17 protein-coding genes and 2 pseudogenes are annotated in these 20,890 nt (G+C 61.2%); 6 read left to right on the forward strand and 13 right to left on the reverse strand.

What is annotated here, in order from left to right; all coding sequences use genetic code 11:
- Nucleotides 1-7 precede the first annotated feature (7 nt).
- From H7B90_RS00210 to H7B90_RS00270, 13 genes are all read right to left on the reverse strand, one after another.
- Nucleotides 8-493, reverse strand: a complete 486-nt coding sequence (locus H7B90_RS00210; protein ID WP_185133850.1) for a C40 family peptidase — start codon at nucleotides 491-493, stop codon at nucleotides 8-10.
- Nucleotides 494-649: 156 nt separating this feature from the next.
- Nucleotides 650-1,426, reverse strand: coding sequence for a sugar phosphate isomerase/epimerase family protein (locus H7B90_RS00215; RefSeq protein ID WP_185133851.1), 777 nt, complete (start codon nucleotides 1,424-1,426; stop codon nucleotides 650-652).
- A 57-nt stretch (nucleotides 1,427-1,483) separates the two neighbouring features.
- A complete protein-coding gene (locus H7B90_RS00220; RefSeq protein WP_311772651.1) occupies nucleotides 1,484-2,359 on the reverse strand; it encodes a helix-turn-helix transcriptional regulator in 876 nt (291 codons plus the stop codon).
- A 67-nt stretch (nucleotides 2,360-2,426) separates the two neighbouring features.
- Nucleotides 2,427-3,509 carry a Gfo/Idh/MocA family protein gene (locus H7B90_RS00225; protein WP_185133852.1) on the reverse strand — a complete coding sequence of 361 codons (1,083 nt, stop codon included), beginning with the start codon at nucleotides 3,507-3,509 and terminating at the stop codon, nucleotides 2,427-2,429.
- A 103-nt stretch (nucleotides 3,510-3,612) separates the two neighbouring features.
- The gene (locus H7B90_RS00230) at nucleotides 3,613-4,851 is read right to left on the reverse strand and encodes a Gfo/Idh/MocA family protein (protein WP_185133853.1); all 1,239 of its coding nucleotides are present in this window, start codon (nucleotides 4,849-4,851) and stop codon (nucleotides 3,613-3,615) included.
- A 720-nt stretch (nucleotides 4,852-5,571) separates the two neighbouring features.
- Nucleotides 5,572-6,555, reverse strand: a complete 984-nt coding sequence (locus H7B90_RS00235; protein ID WP_185133854.1) for a Gfo/Idh/MocA family protein — start codon at nucleotides 6,553-6,555, stop codon at nucleotides 5,572-5,574.
- Nucleotides 6,556-7,302: 747 nt separating this feature from the next.
- Entirely contained in the window at nucleotides 7,303-8,253 is a 951-nt protein-coding gene (locus H7B90_RS00240) for a methylenetetrahydrofolate reductase (protein WP_185133855.1), read from the reverse strand.
- 258 nt (nucleotides 8,254-8,511) lie between these two features.
- The gene (locus tag H7B90_RS00245) at nucleotides 8,512-8,700 is read right to left on the reverse strand and encodes a hypothetical protein (protein WP_185133856.1); all 189 of its coding nucleotides are present in this window, start codon (nucleotides 8,698-8,700) and stop codon (nucleotides 8,512-8,514) included.
- Nucleotides 8,701-8,727: 27 nt separating this feature from the next.
- A complete protein-coding gene (locus H7B90_RS00250) occupies nucleotides 8,728-10,029 on the reverse strand; it encodes an ABC transporter permease (protein WP_185133857.1) in 1,302 nt (433 codons plus the stop codon).
- The gene (locus H7B90_RS00255; RefSeq protein WP_185133858.1) at nucleotides 10,022-10,927 is read right to left on the reverse strand and encodes an ABC transporter ATP-binding protein; all 906 of its coding nucleotides are present in this window, start codon (nucleotides 10,925-10,927) and stop codon (nucleotides 10,022-10,024) included. The genes H7B90_RS00250 and H7B90_RS00255 overlap by 8 nt, the downstream gene beginning before the upstream one ends.
- Nucleotides 10,924-11,847, reverse strand: coding sequence for an ATP-binding cassette domain-containing protein (locus tag H7B90_RS00260; protein WP_185133859.1), 924 nt, complete (start codon nucleotides 11,845-11,847; stop codon nucleotides 10,924-10,926). The genes H7B90_RS00255 and H7B90_RS00260 overlap by 4 nt, the downstream gene beginning before the upstream one ends.
- Nucleotides 11,844-12,251 (reverse strand): GntR family transcriptional regulator, encoded by a 408-nt coding sequence (locus H7B90_RS00265; protein ID WP_185133860.1) that lies wholly within the window; start codon nucleotides 12,249-12,251, stop codon nucleotides 11,844-11,846. The genes H7B90_RS00260 and H7B90_RS00265 overlap by 4 nt, the downstream gene beginning before the upstream one ends.
- Before the next feature lie 24 nt (nucleotides 12,252-12,275).
- The gene (locus tag H7B90_RS00270) at nucleotides 12,276-13,001 is read right to left on the reverse strand and encodes a hypothetical protein (RefSeq protein ID WP_185133861.1); all 726 of its coding nucleotides are present in this window, start codon (nucleotides 12,999-13,001) and stop codon (nucleotides 12,276-12,278) included.
- A gap of 223 nt (nucleotides 13,002-13,224) precedes the next feature.
- Here H7B90_RS00270 and H7B90_RS00275 point away from each other — a divergent pair.
- The 6 genes and pseudogenes from H7B90_RS00275 to H7B90_RS00300 form a co-directional block, all read left to right on the forward strand.
- Nucleotides 13,225-14,748, forward strand: a pseudogene (locus H7B90_RS00275) (spore germination protein); the annotation flags it as partial.
- A gap of 30 nt (nucleotides 14,749-14,778) precedes the next feature.
- A pseudogene (locus tag H7B90_RS00280) lies at nucleotides 14,779-15,899 on the forward strand (Ger(x)C family spore germination protein).
- Nucleotides 15,900-15,904: 5 nt separating this feature from the next.
- On the forward strand, nucleotides 15,905-16,147 hold the full coding sequence (locus H7B90_RS00285) for a hypothetical protein (RefSeq protein WP_185133863.1): 243 nt from the start codon (nucleotides 15,905-15,907) through the stop codon (nucleotides 16,145-16,147).
- Complete coding sequence (locus H7B90_RS00290; protein WP_185133864.1) at nucleotides 16,144-17,268, forward strand: GerAB/ArcD/ProY family transporter; 1,125 nt, start codon at nucleotides 16,144-16,146, stop codon at nucleotides 17,266-17,268. Before H7B90_RS00285 ends, H7B90_RS00290 begins: the two co-directional genes overlap by 4 nt.
- A gap of 68 nt (nucleotides 17,269-17,336) precedes the next feature.
- On the forward strand, nucleotides 17,337-18,260 hold the full coding sequence (locus H7B90_RS00295; protein ID WP_185133865.1) for an RluA family pseudouridine synthase: 924 nt from the start codon (nucleotides 17,337-17,339) through the stop codon (nucleotides 18,258-18,260).
- A 153-nt stretch (nucleotides 18,261-18,413) separates the two neighbouring features.
- Nucleotides 18,414-20,822, forward strand: a complete 2,409-nt coding sequence (locus H7B90_RS00300; protein WP_185133866.1) for an EAL domain-containing protein — start codon at nucleotides 18,414-18,416, stop codon at nucleotides 20,820-20,822.
- The last annotated feature ends 68 nt before the right edge of the window (nucleotides 20,823-20,890 follow it).

Here is a 20,890-nt window from a genome sequence, read left to right on the forward strand (position 1 = left end):
CGATCGATTACAGCACTCTGCGCGCCGTTACGTAGCTCTTCTTCCAATAGCTCGTGTTCATGTCGGAGATCGCGACGCCCTTGCTGCTGCTGGCGTGAAGGATCTTGCCGTTGCCCGCGTAGATGGCCACGTGGCTGATGCCGGAGCCTCCCGTCCGGAAGAACACCAGGTCTCCGACGCTTAAGTACCCTTTCTCCACCTTGACTCCCATCTTGGCTTGAGTGACGGAAGTGCGGGGCAGCGAGACGTCCATCTGCTTGAAGACGTATTGCACGAAGGAAGAGCAGTCGAAGCTCTCCGTATCGCCGGCCGTCGCGCCGAATTCGTAAGGAGTGCCGATATATTCTTTGCCGATGGACAACAATTCAAGGGATTCCGCGGTAGCCGCGCTCGCCTGGCCGGAGTGGCCGGCCGCCATGCCGAACCAGCCGATGGAAGCGAGCAGGCATATCGATAACAACTTCGTTCTCGTCTTGGTGATCTTACGCGCCATGAATCGTATTTCCTCCCGACATTGCTGTAGAGTCGAACCGTTTTTTCGCTGGGATCACTATAACACATCTGAAACAGCCTAATTTTTCCCAAGGTGAAAACGAATCCAACTCTATCAGCGCATCGGAAGGGTTTCTGAGAAAATCGTGAGAATTCCTTAATGTTCGAAACTCATTTCTCTCATCAAACGTCTGTAACTGATGGCCAAACTCTCGAACGGGTCTCTGCGGCAGTCGTCCTGCTCGACGACGTACCACTCCACGCCGGTATCCCGGCACGCGCGGACGATCCCCGAGACGTCCATATTGCCTTCCCCGAGCTCGGCCGTGACCGCCTGGTCCTTCACGATCTCCATGTCCTTCAGATGAACGACCGCCATGCGCCCCTTCACCTTCCGCACCCAGGCGTCGGGCGAGCCTCCTCCGGCTTGCGCCCAGTAGACGTCCAGCTCGATTCCGAACGCGTCCGGGTCGGTGTCCTCCAGCAGAATGTCCATCCCGGTACGGGTTCCGTCGATTCTCGCGAACTCGAAGCGATGGTTGTGGTAGACGAATTGCAGCCCTTCTTCATGCAGCCTGCGAGCGATCGGAGCCGTCTCCCGCACGAACTTCTCGTACCCTTTCTTGGAATCCCGGTACTCCGGAGGCATCGATCCGAGCCCGACGTAGCGGCAATTCCACAGCTTGTGCTCGCGGACGACTTCGTCCAACTGCCCTCGGAGACGGTCGAAGCCGACGTGCGTCGCGCAGATCGCCAGCCCCGCCTCATCGGCCAGCTCCTTCACGACCTCCGGCCGGATCGGACCGATGGCCGACACCTGCACGGCCGCGTAGCCGATCTCCTTGACCCGGAGCAGCGTCTCCTTCAGGCTCTCCGGGGTCTTGGTGAATTCCCGCACGGTATACAACTGGGCGCCGATTCGGCTCTTGTCCATGCGCTGCCACTTCCCTTCCGATTGGTGAATGCTCCGCGCGCGAAGGAGAAGCGGCGCTCATCGCTCCGACAGCTCTCTCATGCGGCGGCGGTAGACTTCGGGGCTGACGCCCTCCAATTCCTTGAACAGCCGGCTGAAGTGGGCCGGGTGCACGAACCCTACTTCCCGGCACACCGATGAGACCGACCGGTTCGGGTCGAACCGGAACAGAATCTTCGCCTGGTTCAAGCGACGGTTGTGCAAATATTTGAAAATCGTCGTTCCGGTCACTTTTCGGAACAGGTTCGCGAGGTACGGCTTCGAGAGATGAAGGGACGCGGCGATCGCTTCGAGCGTCACTTCCTCCCGGTAGTGCTCCTCCAGGTACGAGACGACCTCCTGGACGTGCCGTTCTCGCTCGGAGGACGGACTCCGGTCGTCGATCGGTCCGGAGCACCACTCCGAGACGAGCTGAAGCAGCTCCAGGAACCGAATGTCGAGGCGGTCGACGGGCGCGGGGGCCGTAGAGGCCTGCCGTCTCCGACTCTTGAAGTCCTCGTTCATGGAGTACAACAGATTTTCCACCAGCTCGCGTTCGGCCTCTCCCAGAGAGATCCGATGGTTGCGCAGCTCCTCGAACGGCCTCAGCAGCGCCCCGGCCGGCTCGGGCTGCAGCAGACGGTGCACGTAGCCGGGATCGAAATGCACGATCGAGCGGACGTACGGGCGGCCCGGCGACGGATTCGGGGAGTGCAGCGTCATGCCGTGCATGAGGATCAGATCCCCCGGCCGCAGCGCCATGAGCTTGTCTCCGATCAGGTAGGTGCACTCGCCTTCCTGGAAGTAATAGATCTCGTAAAAAGCGTGCGAATGGAACAGCGTGCCCGAGATCGGCCAATCGTTCCGGTAAGACATCTCGAAGGGATGCTCCATGCGATACATAGAGAAGGTCACGTCGGGCTCCTCCGCGAACTCGTTTACCCCGATTGTATCACGGATGGCCCGGCTCTCGCCCTCGTCCTTATCCTTCGATGCGGATCGCCGCCTTCTGCGCTTCGAGGCACAGCTGCGCCGCCTTGAACGCGTGCTCCTGCGTCATCGCGTTCTCCGTCCGGTTCAGGCAGTCGAGAATGAGCTCCCCGAAGAACGGATAGCCGACCTGCCCGGAGACGTGGAAGCGCCACTGCCCTTCCTGGTTGGCCAAGTAGACGTGGTCGCCGGACGGATCCCGCTCCAGGTCGATATATTTGCGAATCTCGATGTAGCCTTCGGTGCCCAGGATAAGCGTCCGGCCGTCTCCCCAAGTCGCCAGCCCGTTCGGAGTGAACCAGTCCACGCGAAAATAATTCGTAGCCCCGTTGTCGCCGAGCAGCGTCGCGTCCCCGAAGTCCTCCAGCTCCGGCACGTCGGGATTGGCGTAATTGGCCACCTTGCTGTGCAGCACCCTGGCATCCTTGCAGCCCGCGTAGTAGAGGAACTGCTCGATCTGGTGGCTGCCGATGTCGCACAGGATGCCGCCGTACTTCTCCTTGCGGAAAAACCAGTCCGGACGCGACGCCTTGTTCAGCCGGTGGGGGCCGGTGCCGATCACCTGCAGGACGCGTCCGATAGCGCCTTCGCGGACGAGCTGCCCGGCGTACACCGCGCTCTCCACGTGGAGCCTCTCGCTGTAGTACACCATGTATTTGCGCCCGGTTCGCGCGACGGCCGCCTTGGCCGCATCCAGCTGCTCCAGCGTCGTGAAGGGCGTCTTGTCGGTAAAATAGTCTTTGCCGGCCTCCATCGCCCGGATGCCGAGAGCCGCCCTCTCGGACGGGATCGCGGCGGCGGCCACGAGCTTGACCCCGGGATCGGCCAGAATCGTCTCGAGGGTCGGGGCGACGGCGGCCTGCGGGTACGTCTTGACGAATTGGGCGACCTTGGCCGGATCGGGATCGTACACCCACTTGAGCGTGCCGCCCGCTTCCAGCAGGCCGTTCGTCTGGCCGTAGATGTGGCCGTGGTCGAGAGCGGCCGCGGCGAAGACGAACTCTCCCGGCCGGCAGACCGGCTTCGGCTTGTTCGCCGCGACCGGCGCGTAGTTCATTCCATCGGATCGGTTCATCTGCGTTCGGTCTCCTTGCGTCGGTGGATTCGGTAGTTCGATTGGCTCGCGACAGGATCGATGAGCATGGTCGATAGTTACGATGCGTCGGGTCGCGCGGCCGTCAGAACGTGCCGCTCAGGTCGGCGGGACGGGAAGCCGCCCGAACGTTCTTCTTGGCGTAGGTCGAAGCGTCGATTCTCTTCTTCAGCTCGGCGTAGTGGAGCTCCTCGTCGAGCGGCAGAGTCGCCCAGTCGTCCGTCCAGGAAGACAAGTGGATGGCGTTGGAGATCGACAGCCCGAGGATGCCTTCCTCTCCGGGGGCGACGAGTTCGGCTCCGCGGAGGATCGCGTCGGTGAAGTTGCGGATGATGCCCGCGTGCTCGGGGCTCTCCCCCTGGTGCGGAACTTCGATCTTCCAGCACTCGGGGGACGCGAACGGGATCTCGTTCTCCGCGTTGAACTGCGATTCCGGCACCCGCAGTCTCCAGAACGTCATTTTGCCGTCTTCGATGACGATCTTGCCCCTGTCGCCGGTCACCTCGAACCGGTTCGTCCCGGGCGCGTCCGCGGTGGACGTGATGAATACGCCCGTCGCTCCGTTCGCGTACTCCGCGTAGGCGGTCACGTCGTTCTCCACTTCGATGTCCCGGTGCTTGCCCTCCTGGCAGAATGCGCGGATGCGGGTCGGCATCATGCCGATCGTCCACTGCCACAGGTCGAGCTGGTGCGGGCACTGGTTGATCAGAACGCCGCCTCCTTCGCCGGCCCACGTCGCGCGCCACGTTCCGGAATCGTAGTACGCCTGCGGCCGGTACCAGTTCGTGATGATCCAGTTCGTGCGCCGGATCTCGCCGAGCTCGCCGGAGGAGATCAGCTCGCGCAGCTTCCGGTACAACGGGTTCATCCGCTGGTTGTAGACGATGCCGAACTTCTTCCCGCTCCGCGCGGCGGCTTCGTTCATCTCGCGCACTTGCTTGACGTACACTCCGGCCGGCTTCTCGACGAGCACGTGGACGCCGCGTTCGAACGCCTGGATCGCTTCGGACGGGTGGTCGTAGTGCGGGCAGGCGATCAGCACCGCGTCGACCAGGCCGGAGTCGAGCATGTCGGCGGACGTCTCGAACACGGGCACGCCGCTCCACTTCTGACGGGCCCACTCCCTGCGCTCGGCCGATCCGTCGCAGACGGCGGCGAGCTCGGCTCCTTCGATCCGGCCCGAGCGCAGCAGCTCGGCGTGGCCGCTGCCCATGTTGCCGACGCCGATGATGCCGTAGCGGACTTTCGTGGATTGGGACTCCGATTGAGCTTGCGATTGCGTCTGAGCTTGCGATTGTGTCTGAGCTTGCGATGGGTTCGTCATGGCCCTTCCCCGCTTTCCCCGCGTTTGATTGTGATTATCGGCGGCTTCGCGCGTCGGCCGGCTCCCTGTCCTGGCGGGCGGCCTTCGTTAGAACGCCGATTTTGTCGGTTGTTAAGCGCTTCCTATGCGATTTCAGGGTCATTGTATCATATGCGGGGGAGGCTGGAGCTTGGTTTCTCGGATTGATTAACCACAGTTAAGCGAATGAGCAAAGTGAGCAACGACGGTCAATCCGGCGGGGGAGCTCGGCTGAGGGATCGGCGGGGCTGCGCCGCGCCGCCGGCGCGCGAGTGCCGCTTCCGCCGTCTTGCGGCCGCCGAAGCAGCTCCCCCGCGCGGCGCCGCGCTAGGCGTGGACGCTGCAAGTCGATTTTTTCGACTTGCGAGAGCACAGCGCAGAAGTTGCCGAGGCGGCGGGGCAAGGTTTTAGCTGAATGTGAGGAACGTGGTTACTCTCTTCAGTCGTCCTGCGATACATTAGCCGGATGTGAGGAACGCAGTTACTCTCTTCGGCCATTCTGCAACGCATAGCTAGATGTGAGGAACGTGGTTACTCTCTTTCGTCCAATCTGCTTCGAATATGGGGATTACTGCGTGAGGCCGGAGGTGCTACAGTGCGTTTGGCGAGAAGATGCGACTTCCGAATGCCCAAAAAAAGAGCTCCGCCTAAGCGAAGCCCCTTCCTTGGCCGTCCGTCGACGGCGAAGGTTTAGCCTTATGTTCACGGATAAGTCAAGTTCCACTGCGACCGGATCTCGTCCAGAGTGCCCATCAGCTCGATCGTCTCGTCCAGCGGCATCTCGGCGCTCTCCTTGCGCCCTTCGCGCAGGCAGTCCATCGCCTCGATCGCTTGGAAGGCGTGCCCGACGAAGTCGCGGTCGTCCGTCACGGTTACCGGCTCCTCGCCGTTCGCGTACAGCGTCGCTTCCTTCGCGGCCAAGAAGTTGGGGACGTGGATCTTCCCCTTCGTCCCATAGAGCCAGGCGTCGTTGTTCATAGCCAGCCGAACGCCGCCGTGCAGAGACGCGATGCGGCCTCCTTCGTATTCGAACAGCAAGGAATACTGCTCGTCCACGCCGGTCTCTCCGATGAACGCGGTGCTCAGAATGCGCGACGGCCGCTCCCCGTATACCATGGAGGCGAACGAGACGGGATAGATGCCGGCGTCCAGCAGCGTTCCGCCGCCCTTCTCCTTGTTCAGCAGCCGACCTTCGGGATTCCAGCCCGCGTCGAAGCCGAATTCGGCCTTAAGCAGCTTCACTTCGCCGATCGCGCCTTCGCGAAGCCAGCTTCTCACCTGGCGAATGACCGGGAGGTACCGGGTCCACATCGCTTCCATGACGAACAGGTTCCGCTTCCTCGCCTCTTCCGCGATCTCCCGCGCTTCCGCCTCGGTCATCGTGAACGGCTTCTCGCACAGGATCGCCTTGCCTCCCCGCAGCAAGGTCAGAACGTTCTCCCTATGAACCGGATGAAGCGTTCCGACATAGACGATCTCGACTTCGGGATCTCCCGCTAGCTCCTCGCAGCTTCCGTAAGCCCGCGGCACCCCGTGCTTCTCCGCGAAGGCGTCGGCCTTCTCCTTCGATCTGCCGGCCACGGCGACCAGCTCCGCCCCCGGAGCGTGCTTCAGTTCCGACGCGAAATTGCCCGAGATGCCTCCCGGTCCCATGATCCCCCACTTCACGACTCGCTTGTCCGTCATCCTGCCCTCGTCTCCCCTTTCGTTCCGAATATCTTAACGATACCTTGCTCCGAGCCCGATTGCAAAAGCACGCTTGAATTTTTATCCCCAGATTTACCCACACTCTATCCACAACTCTGGGGATAAGTGGCAGATAGAAAGGGGATCTTTATCGAGGCCAATTCGGAGAACAGAAAGGATATGCGCTTGTAAACCATTTGGTTTACCGGTTATAATGAAGGTAACAATAAAGAACGGTGCCGTGTTCCCGCACGGCACCGCTTCGATAGCGTAGTGGGCAACCACGGCGCGCTGATATCAGCGAAACCCACCGAAGGAGCCAACCTTATGCGGTGGGTTTCTTCATGTTACGAAGCTTACGACGAATGAAGCGAATGAACTTCCGTACGCCGAAGAACAGCGTTAGAGACATGGAAATCCATTTCAAAACGTCATAAAGCTTGTCATGTGCCACGGGCATCCCTCCTTTCAGAGGAACTGCACCGCGGCAAGCCCACCGTACGCTATCTATTCCAATTCTACCAGAAGCCCCTTATCATTTTCTACGAAATGTGACAAACCGGACCCCTGGGATTCCGATTGCAGCCATAAACGAGACTTTCCTGTCTCCATACCCCAAGAAGCCTGTTAACAAAAGGATCTTTCGTAGAAAAAAAGCCCCGGCCGACTCCGAAGAGTCCGACCAAGGCTGCTAGACGCCTGATTCCAGACGGTGAATCAATAGGATATAAGACCGATCTGCCCCCATCAGCCTCTCAAGGCCGCCGCTCCGACCTGCAAGCGGCTCTCCATGAACAGCTTCATCTCGCGAAGCAGCTCGACCGACGCTTCGATCTCCACCTTGCGCGTGGACACGCTCTCGACGCTGCAGCCGATCGGGATCCCCTTTTCCAATCCGAACTCGAACAGCTCCTCGAAAATCTTCCGCGACAGCCGGATCGACTTGTCCAGAATGTCCTGCGAATGGACGAGCTCGTTCTCCAGCCACTTCGGAATGCTGATGCCGAGCCACTTCATGAACTCCAGCGTCTTCTGAGAGCCGCAGGGCGCGAGGTTGAACAGGATCGGCGCCATCGCTATTCCATGCTCCATGCAATAATAGTAGTACTCCGAGAGGAAGTTCTTCGAAGCTTCGACGTCGTAGACCGCCTGCGAGATGAAGAAGGAGCAGCCGTCCTGCTGCTTGCCCGTCGCCCGCAGATGCTCGTCGCCCTTGCTCTCGTGGCGCTCCGGAATGACGACGCCGCCCAGAGCCAGATTGGCGTTCAGCCGAGCCCCGAGCCGATACGCTTCCGGAAGCCTCATCGTAACGGCTTGCCGGCTCGAGGAAGCTCCGACGAAGACGGAGAACCGGTCCTCGCCGCCGTCGGCCCGAAGCCAATCGGCGAACTCCTCCTTCGACTGCTTGCCGACCACCTTGTAGATAATCTTCGGCACGTCGAACCCGCTCAGATATTCCTTGCTGTACCGCGTCGGGTCGATCGTCTCCAGGTACGGGAAGGGGCGGTCCTGGTCGATGCGGTCCGCTTCGTCCTGCACGTCGTACAGCACGAGTCCGTCGATGCCGCTGCCCTCCAGCCTCTCGATCTGCTTGCGCGCGATCTCGGCGATCTTCTCCGCGTCGTGGGTCACCTTGGGAGGCGTAATTCCGTATGTCAATATGCCGGCTTGCCGGTCCGCGATCTTCTGCTTGAGCATGGCCTTCTCCTTAACGTTCTGGATGTCGAGCGCTGGCCCCTATCCGCCGGGGCTTGATTCTATATCCCAGTTTAGCACCTCGGAATTACGTCTTAAAGCCTTTCTTTGCGATAAGAGTATCCAATTTTCTATAGCTGGTTATAGCCTATAGTTATAGCGGAGCATCCGGACGCGAAAATGAAAGACCCGCCGATCCGCGTTCTCGAATGGAACGAGCGGACCTGCGGGCCTATTGAAAGGCAAAGACAGCCGGCTCAATCAAGCCTTGCTCTTGCCCCGGTTCTTGGCGACCAGCGCGATCCCTAGCGCGCAGCCGACGATTCCGACTCCCACGAGCAGGCCGCTCAGGAATCCGACGGAGGCGACGTTCGCCCTCGCGAGCACGGTCGAGCCCGTGATGCAGACGACCGACAAGCTTAGCAGAGCCGTACGATTGTTGTGGTTCATCTTAAACTCTCCTAACGGTTTGGAGTCTTAAACGTTGAACGCCTTCATCGCTTTGATCAGGTCCTTCACGGAAGGACGCTTGCCGTACATGAGCACGCCGGCGCGGTAGATCTTGGCCGAGAGCCAGCCGATGAGCAGCACGCTTGCGGCCAGGATGGCGACCGACAGCGCGATCTCCCACCAAGCGGGGTTCGCGAGGCCGATGCGCAGGAACATGATGAACGGCGAGAAAAACGGGATGAACGAGCAGACCTTGATCAGAGCGCTATCCGGCTGCGTGAGGCCGAAGATCGCGATGTAGAAGCCGGCCAGCGTCAGAATCGTGATCGGCATGACCGCCTGCCCGAGGTCCTCGGTCCGGCTGACGATGGAGCCGACCGCCGCGAACAGCATCGCGTACAGGAAGAAGCCGATCAGGTAGAACAGCACCGCGAAAATAACCATCTGCGGCTCGATCGAATCGAGCCGGATGCCCATCGACTCCAGCGAGTCGCGGTTATGCGGCTGCAGCAGGTTCGCGAGCGCGGCCCCGACGAGCACGACGAGCTGGAGAAGCCCGACGAGGAACGTGCCGATCACCTTGCCGAACAGCTGCTTGAGCGGGGAGACGCTGGTGACGATGATCTCCATCACCCGCGAGCTCTTCTCCGCCGTGATCTCGGTCGCGATCAGCTGCCCCGTGATCATGACCGACATGAACAGCAGGATGAGAATGGCGTACGTCAAGCCGATCGCCGTGCCTTGCTCCTCTTCGGTCTTGCCGTTCGCCGATTCATTGATCTGGACCGATTCCAGCTTCACCGGATCGAACAGCTTCGAGAGCTGCTCCTGGGACAGATTCGCTTCCTTCACCGCCTGCTCGGTCTTGACCGTCCGAAGGCCGTTCTGCAGCGCCTGCGCCGTGTCCATGTCCAGCATCTTCTTCGAATAATAGGTGACGTCCGGGAAGCCGGCCGCTTCGTTCGGGTTAAAGACCAGGTAGCCGCGGATCTTCTTGTCCGAGATCGCCTGCTTCAGAGCGGCCGCCTGTTCGTCCGGCGACCCGGAAGCCTCGACCGGCACCAGCTGCACGGCCTGCTCCTCCGCCTTGCCGAACTCCATCTCCAGCCCCTTGATGATGTCGCCGACCTCGCCTTGGACTTCCCCTTGAGCGCTTACCGCGTAGCCGACCTTCGTCGGGCCGCCGCCGGAGGCGAACTTGTCGAGCAGATACGGAACGTTGGCGCCTACGCATAGAAGAACCCCGAGAATGATCGTCGTAACGATGAACGACTTGCTTCTCAACTTGTTCCGCATCGTGAACGACATGACGGTCCACATGCTATTCATGGCTCTCACCCACCGTTCGGATAAAAATTTCGTTTAATGTCGGTTCCATCAGCTCGAACCGGCGAACCGGGCCTTGCTCGAGAGCGTGCCGCAGGATGCGCTGGGCGACGTCCGGCGACTTCACCTTCAGCTCGTAGCCGTCGTTCTCGTGGACGGCGAGCTTGACGACCCCCGGAATCGAGTCCAGCCCCGAGATCGGCTTGTCGGCCGCCAGCACGACCCGCTCCATCGGGAAGCGGCTCTTGATCTCCTTGATCGAGCCTTGCAGCACCGGTCTAGAGCGGTGCATGATCGTGATGTTGCGGCACAGCTCCTCGACGTGCTCCATCCGGTGCGTGGAGAACAGAATGCTCGTGCCGGAGTCCCGCAGCTCCTTGACCGTCGCCTTCAGCAGCTCCACGTTGACCGGGTCCAGGCCGCTGAACGCCTCGTCGAGAATGACGATCTTCGGACGATGGATGACGGAGGCGATAAATTGGATTTTCTGCTGGTTGCCCTTCGACAGTTCCTCGACCTTCTTGTCGTAATGCTCCGGGATCTCGAACCGCTCCAGCCACCTCTTCAGGTTCGCGTCGGCGTCCTTGCGGCTCAAGCCTCTCAGCTGCCCCAGATAGACGATCTGGTCGCTCACCTTCACCTTCGGATACATGCCTCTCTCTTCGGGCAGATAGCCGAGCATTCGGAGCTGCTCCGGCCCGTACGGCTTGCCGAAATAACGAATGTCGCCCTCATCGGGGAAAATAAGGCCCAAAACCATTCTCATCGTCGTCGTCTTGCCGGCCCCGTTCGCTCCCAGCAGGCCGTAGATCTCTCCCTCGGCCACTTCCAGGCCGATGCCGCTAACCGCGGTCTTGTCGCCGTAATGCTTCACGACTCGTTCCAATACAAGCGGTCTCATCGTCTTGCGTCCTCCTTCCGAATCAAACAGCTTAGAATATCTTCGAGCTCCATTCGCCGGCTCCCCATGACCTGGAAGCCTCTCTCGCGGCAGTAAGCTTCGGCCTCCTCCGCGAGATCCGTCTCCAGCTGATAGATGCCGGGCGCCGACTCGGCCACTCCCTGCAGGCCGGGGGACTTGGCAAGCTCGGCGATCCGCCCCGGCTCCGGGGACGCGACCGCGAGCGCCCGCCAGCTGTCGAACAGCTGGTCCTTCTCGTAGAAGCCGAGCGCCTTGCCCCGATGAACGAACAGGATGCAGTCGGCGAGGCGCCGAACCTCCTCGGTGATGTGGGAGGCGATAATCATCGTGCGGTCTCCCTGCTCCATGTATCGCTGCAGCTCTCCCAGCATCGTCTTCCAGGCGAACGGGTCCAGCCCGGACGAAGGCTCGTCGAGGAGGAGCAGCTCCGGATTGTGGGCCAGCGCGCAAGCGAGCTCCACCTTCCGCCGCATTCCCTTGGACATCTTCTTCAGCTTGTCGGGGCTCTCCGCGTCGAAGCTGCGGATCAGCTTGCGGTACCGGTCCCAATCCCAGCCGGGGTACCACATGGACGCGAAGCGCGCCTTCTCCTCGGCGGTCAGCGAATCCTCGTAGGCGTGCGGCAGCTCGGCCAGGTAGCCGATTCCCGTCTTGAAGCTCTCGTCCGCCCCCGGCTTCACCGGATGGCCGAGCACCTCGACCTCGCCGCCGTCGTCGTAGGGCTCCATCTTCAGCAGGAGCCGGAACAGCGTGCTCTTCCCGGAGCCGTTAGGCCCGACGACGGCGGTGACCAGCCCCCGCGGCACTTCGATATTCAGCGGACCGAGCGTGAACCGCTCCCTTCGGACGGCGACTTGCCGCAGCGATACGGCCGCTTCCGGGTTCCCATCCGCGATCATCTCGTCTCCCCCTCTCTGCCTTCCGTCTGTCTGGCGACGACGTCCCGCAGAATCTTCTCCATCTCTTCCCTCGTACACCCTAGCTGCAGGCCCGTCTCGACCGCCTTCTCGAACGCCTCGACGACCCGGTCGAGACGATGCCCCTCCCGGGCCGCCGCGTCGACTCCGGCGACGAAGGTGCCCGTTCCCTGCCGGGTGCGGAGCAGCCCCTCGCTCTCGAGGTCCTGGTAGACCCGGCGCACCGTAATGACGCTGCACTTGAGCGAAGCCGCGAATTCGCGGATGGAGGGCAGCAGCGTCCCTTCCGTGAGCTGTCCGCCCAGAATCAGCCCCCTGAGCTGGGACTCGATCTGGTGGTATAGAGGCTCCGGACGGTTCTCGTCAATCTGTATCGGTATCCACACAAGCCCACCCCATTTCCATCCGGCTCAGAAGGTATATCTCCGGCGCTGCATCCGCCGAAGCGTAAGGCGGCTTCCGGTCCACAGGGCGGCGGCGAAGGCGGCTAGCGCGACGGCGGACCAGAGGAGCGGCCTTGCGGTCGACGCCGCCAGAACTTCGTCGAAGACGTTGACGTCCTGCCAGGCGAGCAAGGCGCAGAGCAGCGCCAGAATGGCCGAGTAGCCCAGATACCACTTGACGAACGTCTTGCCCGCGAACCCGAGCTCCAGAAGAATATAGGCCGATTGAATGACGAACCCGTAAGCGATCCAGACGAGTCCGGCCGCGATCCAATCCGATAATTCGACCCGCTCCCGGAATCCCCCGTGGATCGCATACTGCAGGGCGATGAACCCGCTCCCGACGATCGCCGTCATCAGAACGGCCTGAGCGTATCTCGCTCCGACGATCGCCGACAGCGGAATGGGCATCGTCCGCCAGTGGGCGATTCTTCTCGTGAAGGGATCGTCCCGCCAATAAGCGAAGATCGTCCGGTTCATCATGCAGCCGAAGAGAGGGAACCCGAAGAGATAGACCCAATCCCTCACCCCTTCATAGAACCGGGCCGCCGCCGATCGATCCGCCGGGTCGATCGCCGAGCCGGAGAAGATGATGCCGAAGTAGCACGCGAACAGGAAGGTGACGAGAACCCCCGTCCATTCTCTTCTCATCTCGAACGCGATAATCGTTCTTACCGCCCGCCATCCTCTCATGGTGTTCTTCTCCTCTCTAGAGCTTCCAGGTAATCGTGCGCGATGGTGTTAGCCGTACTCGCAGTGTTTATAGTGTTTATAGTGTGTATATCTTTATACACAGTATAAACACACTTGGCAACCTCTGTCAACACGTCGAGGGAACATTTCGAGGGAACATAATCGGAGCCGTCGGGGACCATAATAAGGAAGCCGATCCAACTTATTCGGAGGGGATGCTGCCATGAATTCCGGTACGACCGCCGCCGACGGAGACGGCCGAATCGGCCCTTCGCTTCGGCGCAATCTCGAAGCGATCCGCTCCGCGATGGGCGGCAGCCAGGACGTCATCTTCCGCGAATTCGCCTTGCAGGGCGGCACGGAAGCCGCTCTCGTGTACATAGACGGGCTGATCAACTCGCAGCTGCTGCACGATTCGATCCTGGAATCCTTGTTGAACGGCGGCGCGAGCGGGGCCGGCCCCTCCCTCCTGGACTCGGTCGTCAAGGAGATTCTCGTGGCGGGCGACATCGGGCGCACGTCCGAGCTGAGCGTCCTCTACGACAATCTCCTGTCGGGAGACGCCGTTCTGCTGCTCGACGGCTGCGAGGAAGCCGTCCGGATCGGCGTATCCGGAGCGGAGGACCGGAACGTGACCGAGCCGGTCTCCCAATCGGTGACGCGCGGCCCGATGGAAGCCTTCAACGAGAACCTGCGGACCAATTCCGCCCTTATCCGCAAGCGAATCAAGGATACTCGCCTGCGGGTGGAATCGCTGCACATCGGCAGGGTGACCAAGACGAACGTCGCCCTCGTCTACCTTAGCGGAATCGCGAACGACAAGATCGTGGAGGAAGTCCGCATTCGGCTGAACCGGATCGATATCGACGGCATTCTGGAGAGCGGGAACATCGAGGAATGGATCGAGGACAGGACGTACACGCCGTTCCCGACCGTCTACAACAGCGAGCGCCCGGACACGATCGCGGCGGGAGTGCTGGAAGGACGCGTGGCGATTCTGGTGGACGGAACGCCGTTCGTCCTGCTCGTGCCCGCGTTGTTCGTCCACTTCTTCCAGGCGGCGGAGGACTATACCCAGCGCTTCGACATCAGCTCTCTGATCCGTACCATCCGGTACTTGTCGCTGGTGATTACGTTGCTCGCCCCCGCGCTCTACATCGCCGTGACGACGTTCCACCAGGAGATGCTGCCGACCAACCTGCTCATCAACCTGGCGGCCCAACGGGAAGGAGTGCCTTTTCCCGCGTTCATCGAAGCATTGTTAATGGAGATCACGTACGAGATTCTGCGCGAAGCGGGAGTGCGAATGCCGAGGACGGTCGGACAAGCGGTGTCGATCGTCGGCACCCTGGTCATCGGCCAAGCCGCCGTTCAGGCCGGGATCGTCTCCGCGGTCATGGTCATCATCGTCTCCATCACCGCGATCGCGAGCTACGTCATCCCTTCCGGAAGCATGTCCATCACGGTCCGCATGCTGCGCTTCCTGTTCATGGGGCTGGCGGCGTCCTTCGGCCTGTACGGCATTCTGATCGGATTGATCACGCTCGCGCTGCACGTGAGCGGCCTGCGCTCCTTCGGGATTCCGTACATGGCTCCGTGGGCGCCGATCATTCCGGAAGATCTCAAGGACACCTTGTTCCGGCTCCCGATTCGGAAGATGACCACAAGACCCCGTCTGATCAGCCAGAACAATATTCGACGGCAATCGCTCGAGGAAGGGGGCGGGACGATGACCAGATTCGGACGGACGGGGGCGACCGTCGCGGCGCTTCTCCTGATGGCCGCGCTGCTCGCGGGATGCTGGAACCGGCGCGAGCTCAATTCGCTCGGCATCGCGCTCGGCTTCGGCATCGACAAGTTCGGCGACCGGTACCGGATCAGCGCCCAGGTCGTCGATCCGGGAGAAGTCGCCTCTTCCCGGCCGACGACTCCGGGCCGATCGCCGGTCGTCCTGTACAAGGCGGAAGCGCCGACGGTATTCGAAGCCTTGCGCATATTCGGGTCTTGATCATTGGAGAAGCGCTGGCCAGGGAAGGGGTCGGGAAGGTGCTCGATCTGCTCCTCAGGGATCCCGGGGTTCGATCCGACTTCTATATGCTGGTCGCCAAAGACACGACGGCGGAGAAGGTTCTTCAAATTCTGACCCCCCTCGATAAAATTCCGTCATATAAAATGTTCGACATGCTGGAAGCCTCCGCCAAAGCGTGGGCGCCGACCACGACCTTCACCTTGGACGAATTCGTCAACCAACTGGTCTCCGAAGGGTTGAACCCGGTGTTGACCGGCATTCAGGTAGCGGGCGCTCAGGAAGAGGGAGAGTCCATGCGCAACGTATCCCGAATCGAAGCCAGGGCGGACCTTCGCACGGCCGGTCTCGCCGTCTTCAGGAAGGATAAGCTTATCGGCTGGTTCGACGAGAAGGAGAGCATCGGCTACAACCTGCTCAAGGACAAGGTCAAGAGCACGGTCAGCCGCATCTCTTGTCCGAACGGCGGATACATCGTTCTGGAGACGATCCGCTCCAAGACGGACGTCAAGGGACGGGTATCGAACGGGCGTCCGGCCATCGACGTCAAGCTCAAGACGGAAGTGAACATCGGGGAAGTCGAGTGCGATCTCTCCATCACGGTCCCGAAGAATATTCGCTGGATCGAGAACAAGCTGAAGCAGAGACGGATCGAGACGATGCAGGCGGCGGTCGAGCAAGCCAAGGCGAACAAGACGGACAGCTTCGGCTTCGGGCAAGCGATCAATCGGTCCCACCCGAAGTATTGGAAGTCGATCTCGGAATCCTGGGCCGAAGAATTCGGACGCCTGCCCGTGAATTACAAGATCGAAGTAATAGTACGCAGAGTCGGCACGACGCTCAACACCTTCCTCAAAGAGATCAAGGAGTGATGCCTATGCTCGCAACGATACTGGTTCTGGCCGCCGCCGCGGGGGCCGCGGCCATCGATTTGCCCCGACTGTTCCGCAAGGGATGGACCCGGGAAGGAACGGTCTACGCGGCCATGCTCGCGGCCGGAGCGGCGATGAGCGTCGCGGCCGCCAATGTCGCGCGGGCGCCGAGCTCCGTCAACGTTATCGTCTCTCTGTTCAAGCCGGTGGCCGACCGCGTCTTCTCGTTCATGGGGTGGAAAGGATGAGTGCCCGGTTGGAGCCCGGCGTCATCAACGCGAGGCAGATGGCGGTGCTGGCCTTCCTGATCGTCGTCGGCGATTCGATCCTTATCGTTCCGTCCCTGTGCGCCTACGCGGCCGATCAGGACGCCTGGATCTCGGGCTTGTTGGGGGCGGCCTTGGGCATTCCGATGCTGGGCCTGACGCTCGCCCTGTACAACCGGTATCCGGGATGCAATCTGTTCGAGATCGTCCTTCGCTTGTGCGGGCCTTGGGCGGGAGCGGCGGTGTCGCTTCTCTACTTGTATTACTTCCTGCTCGGAGCCGGGAGCCTCATTCGGGAGATCGGAGATTTCATGACTATCCAGATCATGCCCGAGACGCCGCTTCGAGCCGTCCACTTCCTTCTCATTCTCGTTCTTCTGTTCGCGCTCTGGAGCGGATTGGAATCGCTCGTCCGTTCGGCCGAGCTGTTCTTCCCCTCCTTCATGCTGCTGTTCGCGTCCCTGATCTTGTTCCTGCTGCCCAAGATCGACGCGGCCAGGCTGCAGCCGATGTTCGCCAGCGGATGGTCCCATATCGTGCACGGCTCCTTGTATATGATCATCTATCCGTATTCGGACGCCATCATGCTGGCGATGATTCTTCCTAGCGTCAGAACCTCCGGGCGCCTGACGAGGGACTTCTTGCTCGCGACCGCCTTGGGGGGATTCGCGATCTTCCTCGTCATTCTGTTGGCCATCCTCGTATTGGGCCCATACCTGACGGCGACGAGCGTCTACCCGACATATGCCCTGGCCAAGAAAATCAACATCGGCAGCTTCCTGCAGCGCGTCGAAGCGATTCAAGCCATCGACTGGGTTCTGTCCACTTTTTACAAAGCGGCTCTATTCAACTATGGCTTCGTCGTGGGAACGGCCCAACTGCTCCGGCTGCGGGACTATCGGTTCCTCGCTCTTCCGACGGGCTTCATATTGTTCGGCTTCGCTTACCTCGTGGCGCCCAACGTTCCTTTTTACAACGACGTCCTGTTCAAATACTTTCCCTTCTGGGATCTCCTCCTCACCGCCGCGGTTCCCGTTCTTCTTCTGTTGCTCCATGCGATTCGCGGGCGCTCCTCCGGTTCTCCGCGGCCGGCGAACGAGTAAGGATTTCCCTTTGCCTCCGCCTGACCTTATAATCGAAGAAGAGGCTTCATCCTTAGGAGGCATTCACGATGATTCGCAAACCGCCCGGTCCTCGCCGCAAGCCGGAAGCCGCGAGGCCGTTCTCCGTTACGGAAGCCGGCGAGCTTCTCCCTTACCTGCTCGATAAACTGGCGGGCAGAGGCCGCAACAGCGTGAAGTCGATGCTGGCCCGCGGCCAGGTGTCGGTCAACGGACAAACCGTCACCGCCTATAACCATCCGCTTAAGCCGGGCGATCTCGTCTCCGTCAGCAAGGAGCGGATCGACGAGAAGCCCGCCCTGGTCGGCCTCTCGATCCTTCACGAGGACGACGACCTGATCGTCGTCGAGAAGGAAGCCGGCCTTCTGTCGATCTCGTCTCCGCGCGAGGCCGGCGAATTGACCGCTTACCGCCAATTGACGGAGCATGTCCGCAGGGAGAATCCGAAGAACCGGATCTTCGTCGTCCATCGGCTGGACAGGGACACCTCCGGCGTCATGATGTTCGCCAAGAGCGAGCGAATCCAGCAGGCGCTTCAGACGAATTGGCAGGAAGCGGTCAAGGAGCGCGCGTATATCGCTCTCGTGGAGGGCTCGGTCAAGAAGCCGGAAGGCACGATCTCCTCCTGGCTCAAGGAGAGCAAGACGCTCAAGATGTATTCCAGCCCGTATCCGGGCGACGGCCAGCATGCCGTCACGCATTACAAGAGGCTCCAGTCGAACGGCAGCTTCAGCCTGCTGGAGGTTCGGCTGGAGACGGGGCGCAAGAACCAGATCCGCGTTCATATGCAGGACATCGGCCACCCGATCGTCGGAGACAAGAAGTACGGCTCCCGCTCGAAGGCGATCGGACGGCTCGGCTTGCATGCCTGCGTGCTGGAGTTCGAGCACCCGGGGACGGGGGAGCGGCTCCGGTTCGAGAGCCCGATTCCGAAGGCATTCCTCAACCCCTTCCGCAACGGCTTCGCTCCGTAGGACGCGTGAGGCGAACCCGAAGACCGAATCCGCCCGAGGCCAATCCCCGGGCGGATTCGGTCTTTTATCTTTTCGCTAGGATTTCCAGCGAGGAGAAGTTACAATAAGAGTACTGCATAATCTGTCGATTTATGTCAATGCAAAGGTGAATTCATGACTCATCTGGCTACATCCTACCATCCGGTTCTCGTCGTTCTATCCTACTTGGTGGCCGTTATCTCCGCCTGCTCGGGCTTGAATCAGGGACAGCGATTCGTTCGTTCGCGCGGCCGAAGCCGCTTGGCTTGGGGCACGGGGGCAGTCCTCGCGATGGGAATCGGCATCTGGTCGATGCACTTCGTCGCCATGCTGGCCTTGCGGCTTCCCGTTATCGTCGATTACGACCCGCTTCGGGTCTTCCTGTCCTCGCTCGTCTCGACCGGCGCATCCGCCGCCGCTCTCGCCATCGTCGGCCGGCCAGCGCCTTCCCGGCTGCGGATCGCCGCCGCCGGCGCCGCGATGGGAGCCGGCATCGCCGGCATGCACGCGACCGGGATGGCGGCCCTCCGCATGCCCGCCCGGCTCGTCTTCGAGCCGCTGCCGTTCGTCTTGACCCTTCTCGCCGTGGCGGCCGCGGCGACTCTCGCGTTCTCGCTCGTCTTCCGCCGGGAAGGAAGACGTTCGCCCTGGGTTCAAGCCGGCGCGGGCGCGATTCTGGGCACCGCCGTCTTCGGACTGCACTTCGCCGCTATGGGCGGTTCCTCGTTCCATGCGGATCCCGGCGCCCTTCAGGCCGGCATGCTGAAGGCCCAGTCCACCTCGCTCGGCTTCTCCGTCGGCACCGCGACTCTTTTTCTCATCGGCCTGTCGCTGTCTTACGCTTATATCGAGAGAATATGGACGACCCAGATGAAGCGTCAGCTGGAGAGGGAGAAGCGGATCGAGTCGCTGTTCCAGCATAGCCAAGACGCCGTCTTCTCCTTCTCCCTGACCGGCAAGCTCCTCGACATGAACAAGGCGGCCGAGCGGCTCACCGGCTTCGACCGGCACGAGCTGATCGCGATGTCGCCCCGATCGCTGGTCTTCCCCGAATTTTTCGATACGACGCGGGTTCACTTCATGGCGACCGTTCAAGGGGCGTCCCGCAACTTCGACAGCGCGCTGAAGCATCGGAGCGGAAGGCGCATCGAAGTGAACAACACGAACGTCCCCGTTGTCGTCGAAGGCCAAGTCGTCGGGGTGTATACGATCGTCCGGGACATCACCGAGCGGAAAAACACCGAGATGACGATGCACCATATGGCGCATCACGACGACTTGACCGGCCTTCCGAACCGGCGTCTGTTCGAGCAGCGCGTCTCCGAAGCTCTCTTCTCCGCCGCCAAGGACCGGTCGTCCCTCGCGGTGCTGTTCCTCGACGTCGACCGCTTCAAGAACGTGAACGACTCGCTAGGCCACGATTACGGCGACGATCTGCTGAAGGAGGTGGCGGCTCGTCTTCTCGAATGCGTGGAGGACGATCATCTGGTCGCCCGTCTCGGAGGAGACGAATTCGCGCTGCTCGTTCCCGGAGCGTCCGCGCGCGAGCGGGCGGGAGCCGTCGCCGGGCGGATCGTCTCCCGCGTCGACGCCCCGTTCTCGCTTCGGGATCGCGACCTTCACATCACGGCCAGCATCGGCATCGCCGTCTATCCCGAGGACGGGGAAGGCCTCGTCGGCTTGATGAAGAACGCCGACACCGCCCTCTATGCGTCCAAGGAGAACGGCAAGAATATGTACACCTTCTACGCGAGAGACATGAACGACCATCTCAGCGAGACGATGCTGCTCGAGATCGAGCTGCGCAAGGCGCTGGAGCGGAACGAATTCTACTTGCTGTACCAGCCCCAGATCGACATCTCGACCGGCCGCGTGGTCGGGGTGGAAGCCTTGCTTCGTTGGAACCACGGCAAGAAGGGGCTTATCCCGCCTTCGGACTTCATCCCGCTGGCCGAAGAGACGGGCGTTATCGTGCAGATCGGGGAATGGGTGCTGCGGACCGCCTGTCTCCAAGGGAAGCGGTGGCGGGAGGAAGGGTTGCCGCCGCTGAGGATCGCCGTCAATCTGTCCGGCCGGCAGTTCCTGAGCCGCGACTTCGTCTCTTCCATCCAGCGGACGCTGAGCGAGACGGGGATGAATCCGGAGCAGCTGGAGCTGGAGATCACGGAGTCGATGACGCTCGACGTGAACCGGTCGATCTCGACTCTCCGGCAGCTCAAGAACATCGGCGTCACCATCTCGATCGACGACTTCGGCACCGGATACAGCTCGCTCAGCTATCTGAAGAATTTTCCCGTCGACTGCCTGAAGATCGATCAATCGTTCGTCCGCGCGATGCTCACCGATGCGAACGACCGCTCGATCGTCTCGACGATCATCGCCCTCGCCCACAATCTGAACCTTCGCGTCGTGGCCGAAGGAGTCGAGACCGAAGAGCAGCAAGCCTGGCTCGCTTCCTGCGGCTGCGACGAATTGCAAGGCTACTTCATCAGCAAGCCGATTCCCGATACGGAGCTTCACCGGTTCTATCGCCAATGCTCGTAGAAGCAAACCAAAAGCACCGTCAGAGCGGGTTCCCTGGCGGTGCATGGCGTTCGAGGCCGTGCTAGTTC

Source organism: Cohnella xylanilytica (assembly GCF_014212175.1).
Lineage (GTDB): Bacteria > Bacillota > Bacilli > Paenibacillales > Paenibacillaceae > Cohnella > Cohnella xylanilytica.

Bases quoted from the DNA above. Each gene is read 5' to 3' on its own strand.
- H7B90_RS00210 (WP_185133850.1), bottom strand. From the start codon at position 493: ATGGCGCGTAAGATCACCAAGACGAGAACGAAGTTGTTATCGATATGC.
- H7B90_RS00215 (WP_185133851.1), bottom strand. From the start codon at position 1,426: ATGGACAAGAGCCGAATCGGCGCCCAGTTGTATACCGTGCGGGAATTC.
- H7B90_RS00225 (WP_185133852.1), bottom strand. From the start codon at position 3,509: ATGAACCGATCCGATGGAATGAACTACGCGCCGGTCGCGGCGAACAAG.
- H7B90_RS00230 (WP_185133853.1), bottom strand. From the start codon at position 4,851: ATGACGAACCCATCGCAAGCTCAGACACAATCGCAAGCTCAGACGCAA.
- H7B90_RS00235 (WP_185133854.1), bottom strand. From the start codon at position 6,555: ATGACGGACAAGCGAGTCGTGAAGTGGGGGATCATGGGACCGGGAGGC.
- H7B90_RS00240 (WP_185133855.1), bottom strand. From the start codon at position 8,253: ATGCTCAAGCAGAAGATCGCGGACCGGCAAGCCGGCATATTGACATAC.
- H7B90_RS00245 (WP_185133856.1), bottom strand. From the start codon at position 8,700: ATGAACCACAACAATCGTACGGCTCTGCTAAGCTTGTCGGTCGTCTGC.
- H7B90_RS00250 (WP_185133857.1), bottom strand. From the start codon at position 10,029: ATGAATAGCATGTGGACCGTCATGTCGTTCACGATGCGGAACAAGTTG.
- H7B90_RS00255 (WP_185133858.1), bottom strand. From the start codon at position 10,927: ATGAGACCGCTTGTATTGGAACGAGTCGTGAAGCATTACGGCGACAAG.
- H7B90_RS00260 (WP_185133859.1), bottom strand. From the start codon at position 11,847: ATGATCGCGGATGGGAACCCGGAAGCGGCCGTATCGCTGCGGCAAGTC.
- H7B90_RS00270 (WP_185133861.1), bottom strand. From the start codon at position 13,001: ATGAGAGGATGGCGGGCGGTAAGAACGATTATCGCGTTCGAGATGAGA.
- H7B90_RS00285 (WP_185133863.1), top strand. From the start codon at position 15,905: ATGCTCGCAACGATACTGGTTCTGGCCGCCGCCGCGGGGGCCGCGGCC.
- H7B90_RS00290 (WP_185133864.1), top strand. From the start codon at position 16,144: ATGAGTGCCCGGTTGGAGCCCGGCGTCATCAACGCGAGGCAGATGGCG.
- H7B90_RS00295 (WP_185133865.1), top strand. From the start codon at position 17,337: ATGATTCGCAAACCGCCCGGTCCTCGCCGCAAGCCGGAAGCCGCGAGG.
- H7B90_RS00300 (WP_185133866.1), top strand. From the start codon at position 18,414: ATGACTCATCTGGCTACATCCTACCATCCGGTTCTCGTCGTTCTATCC.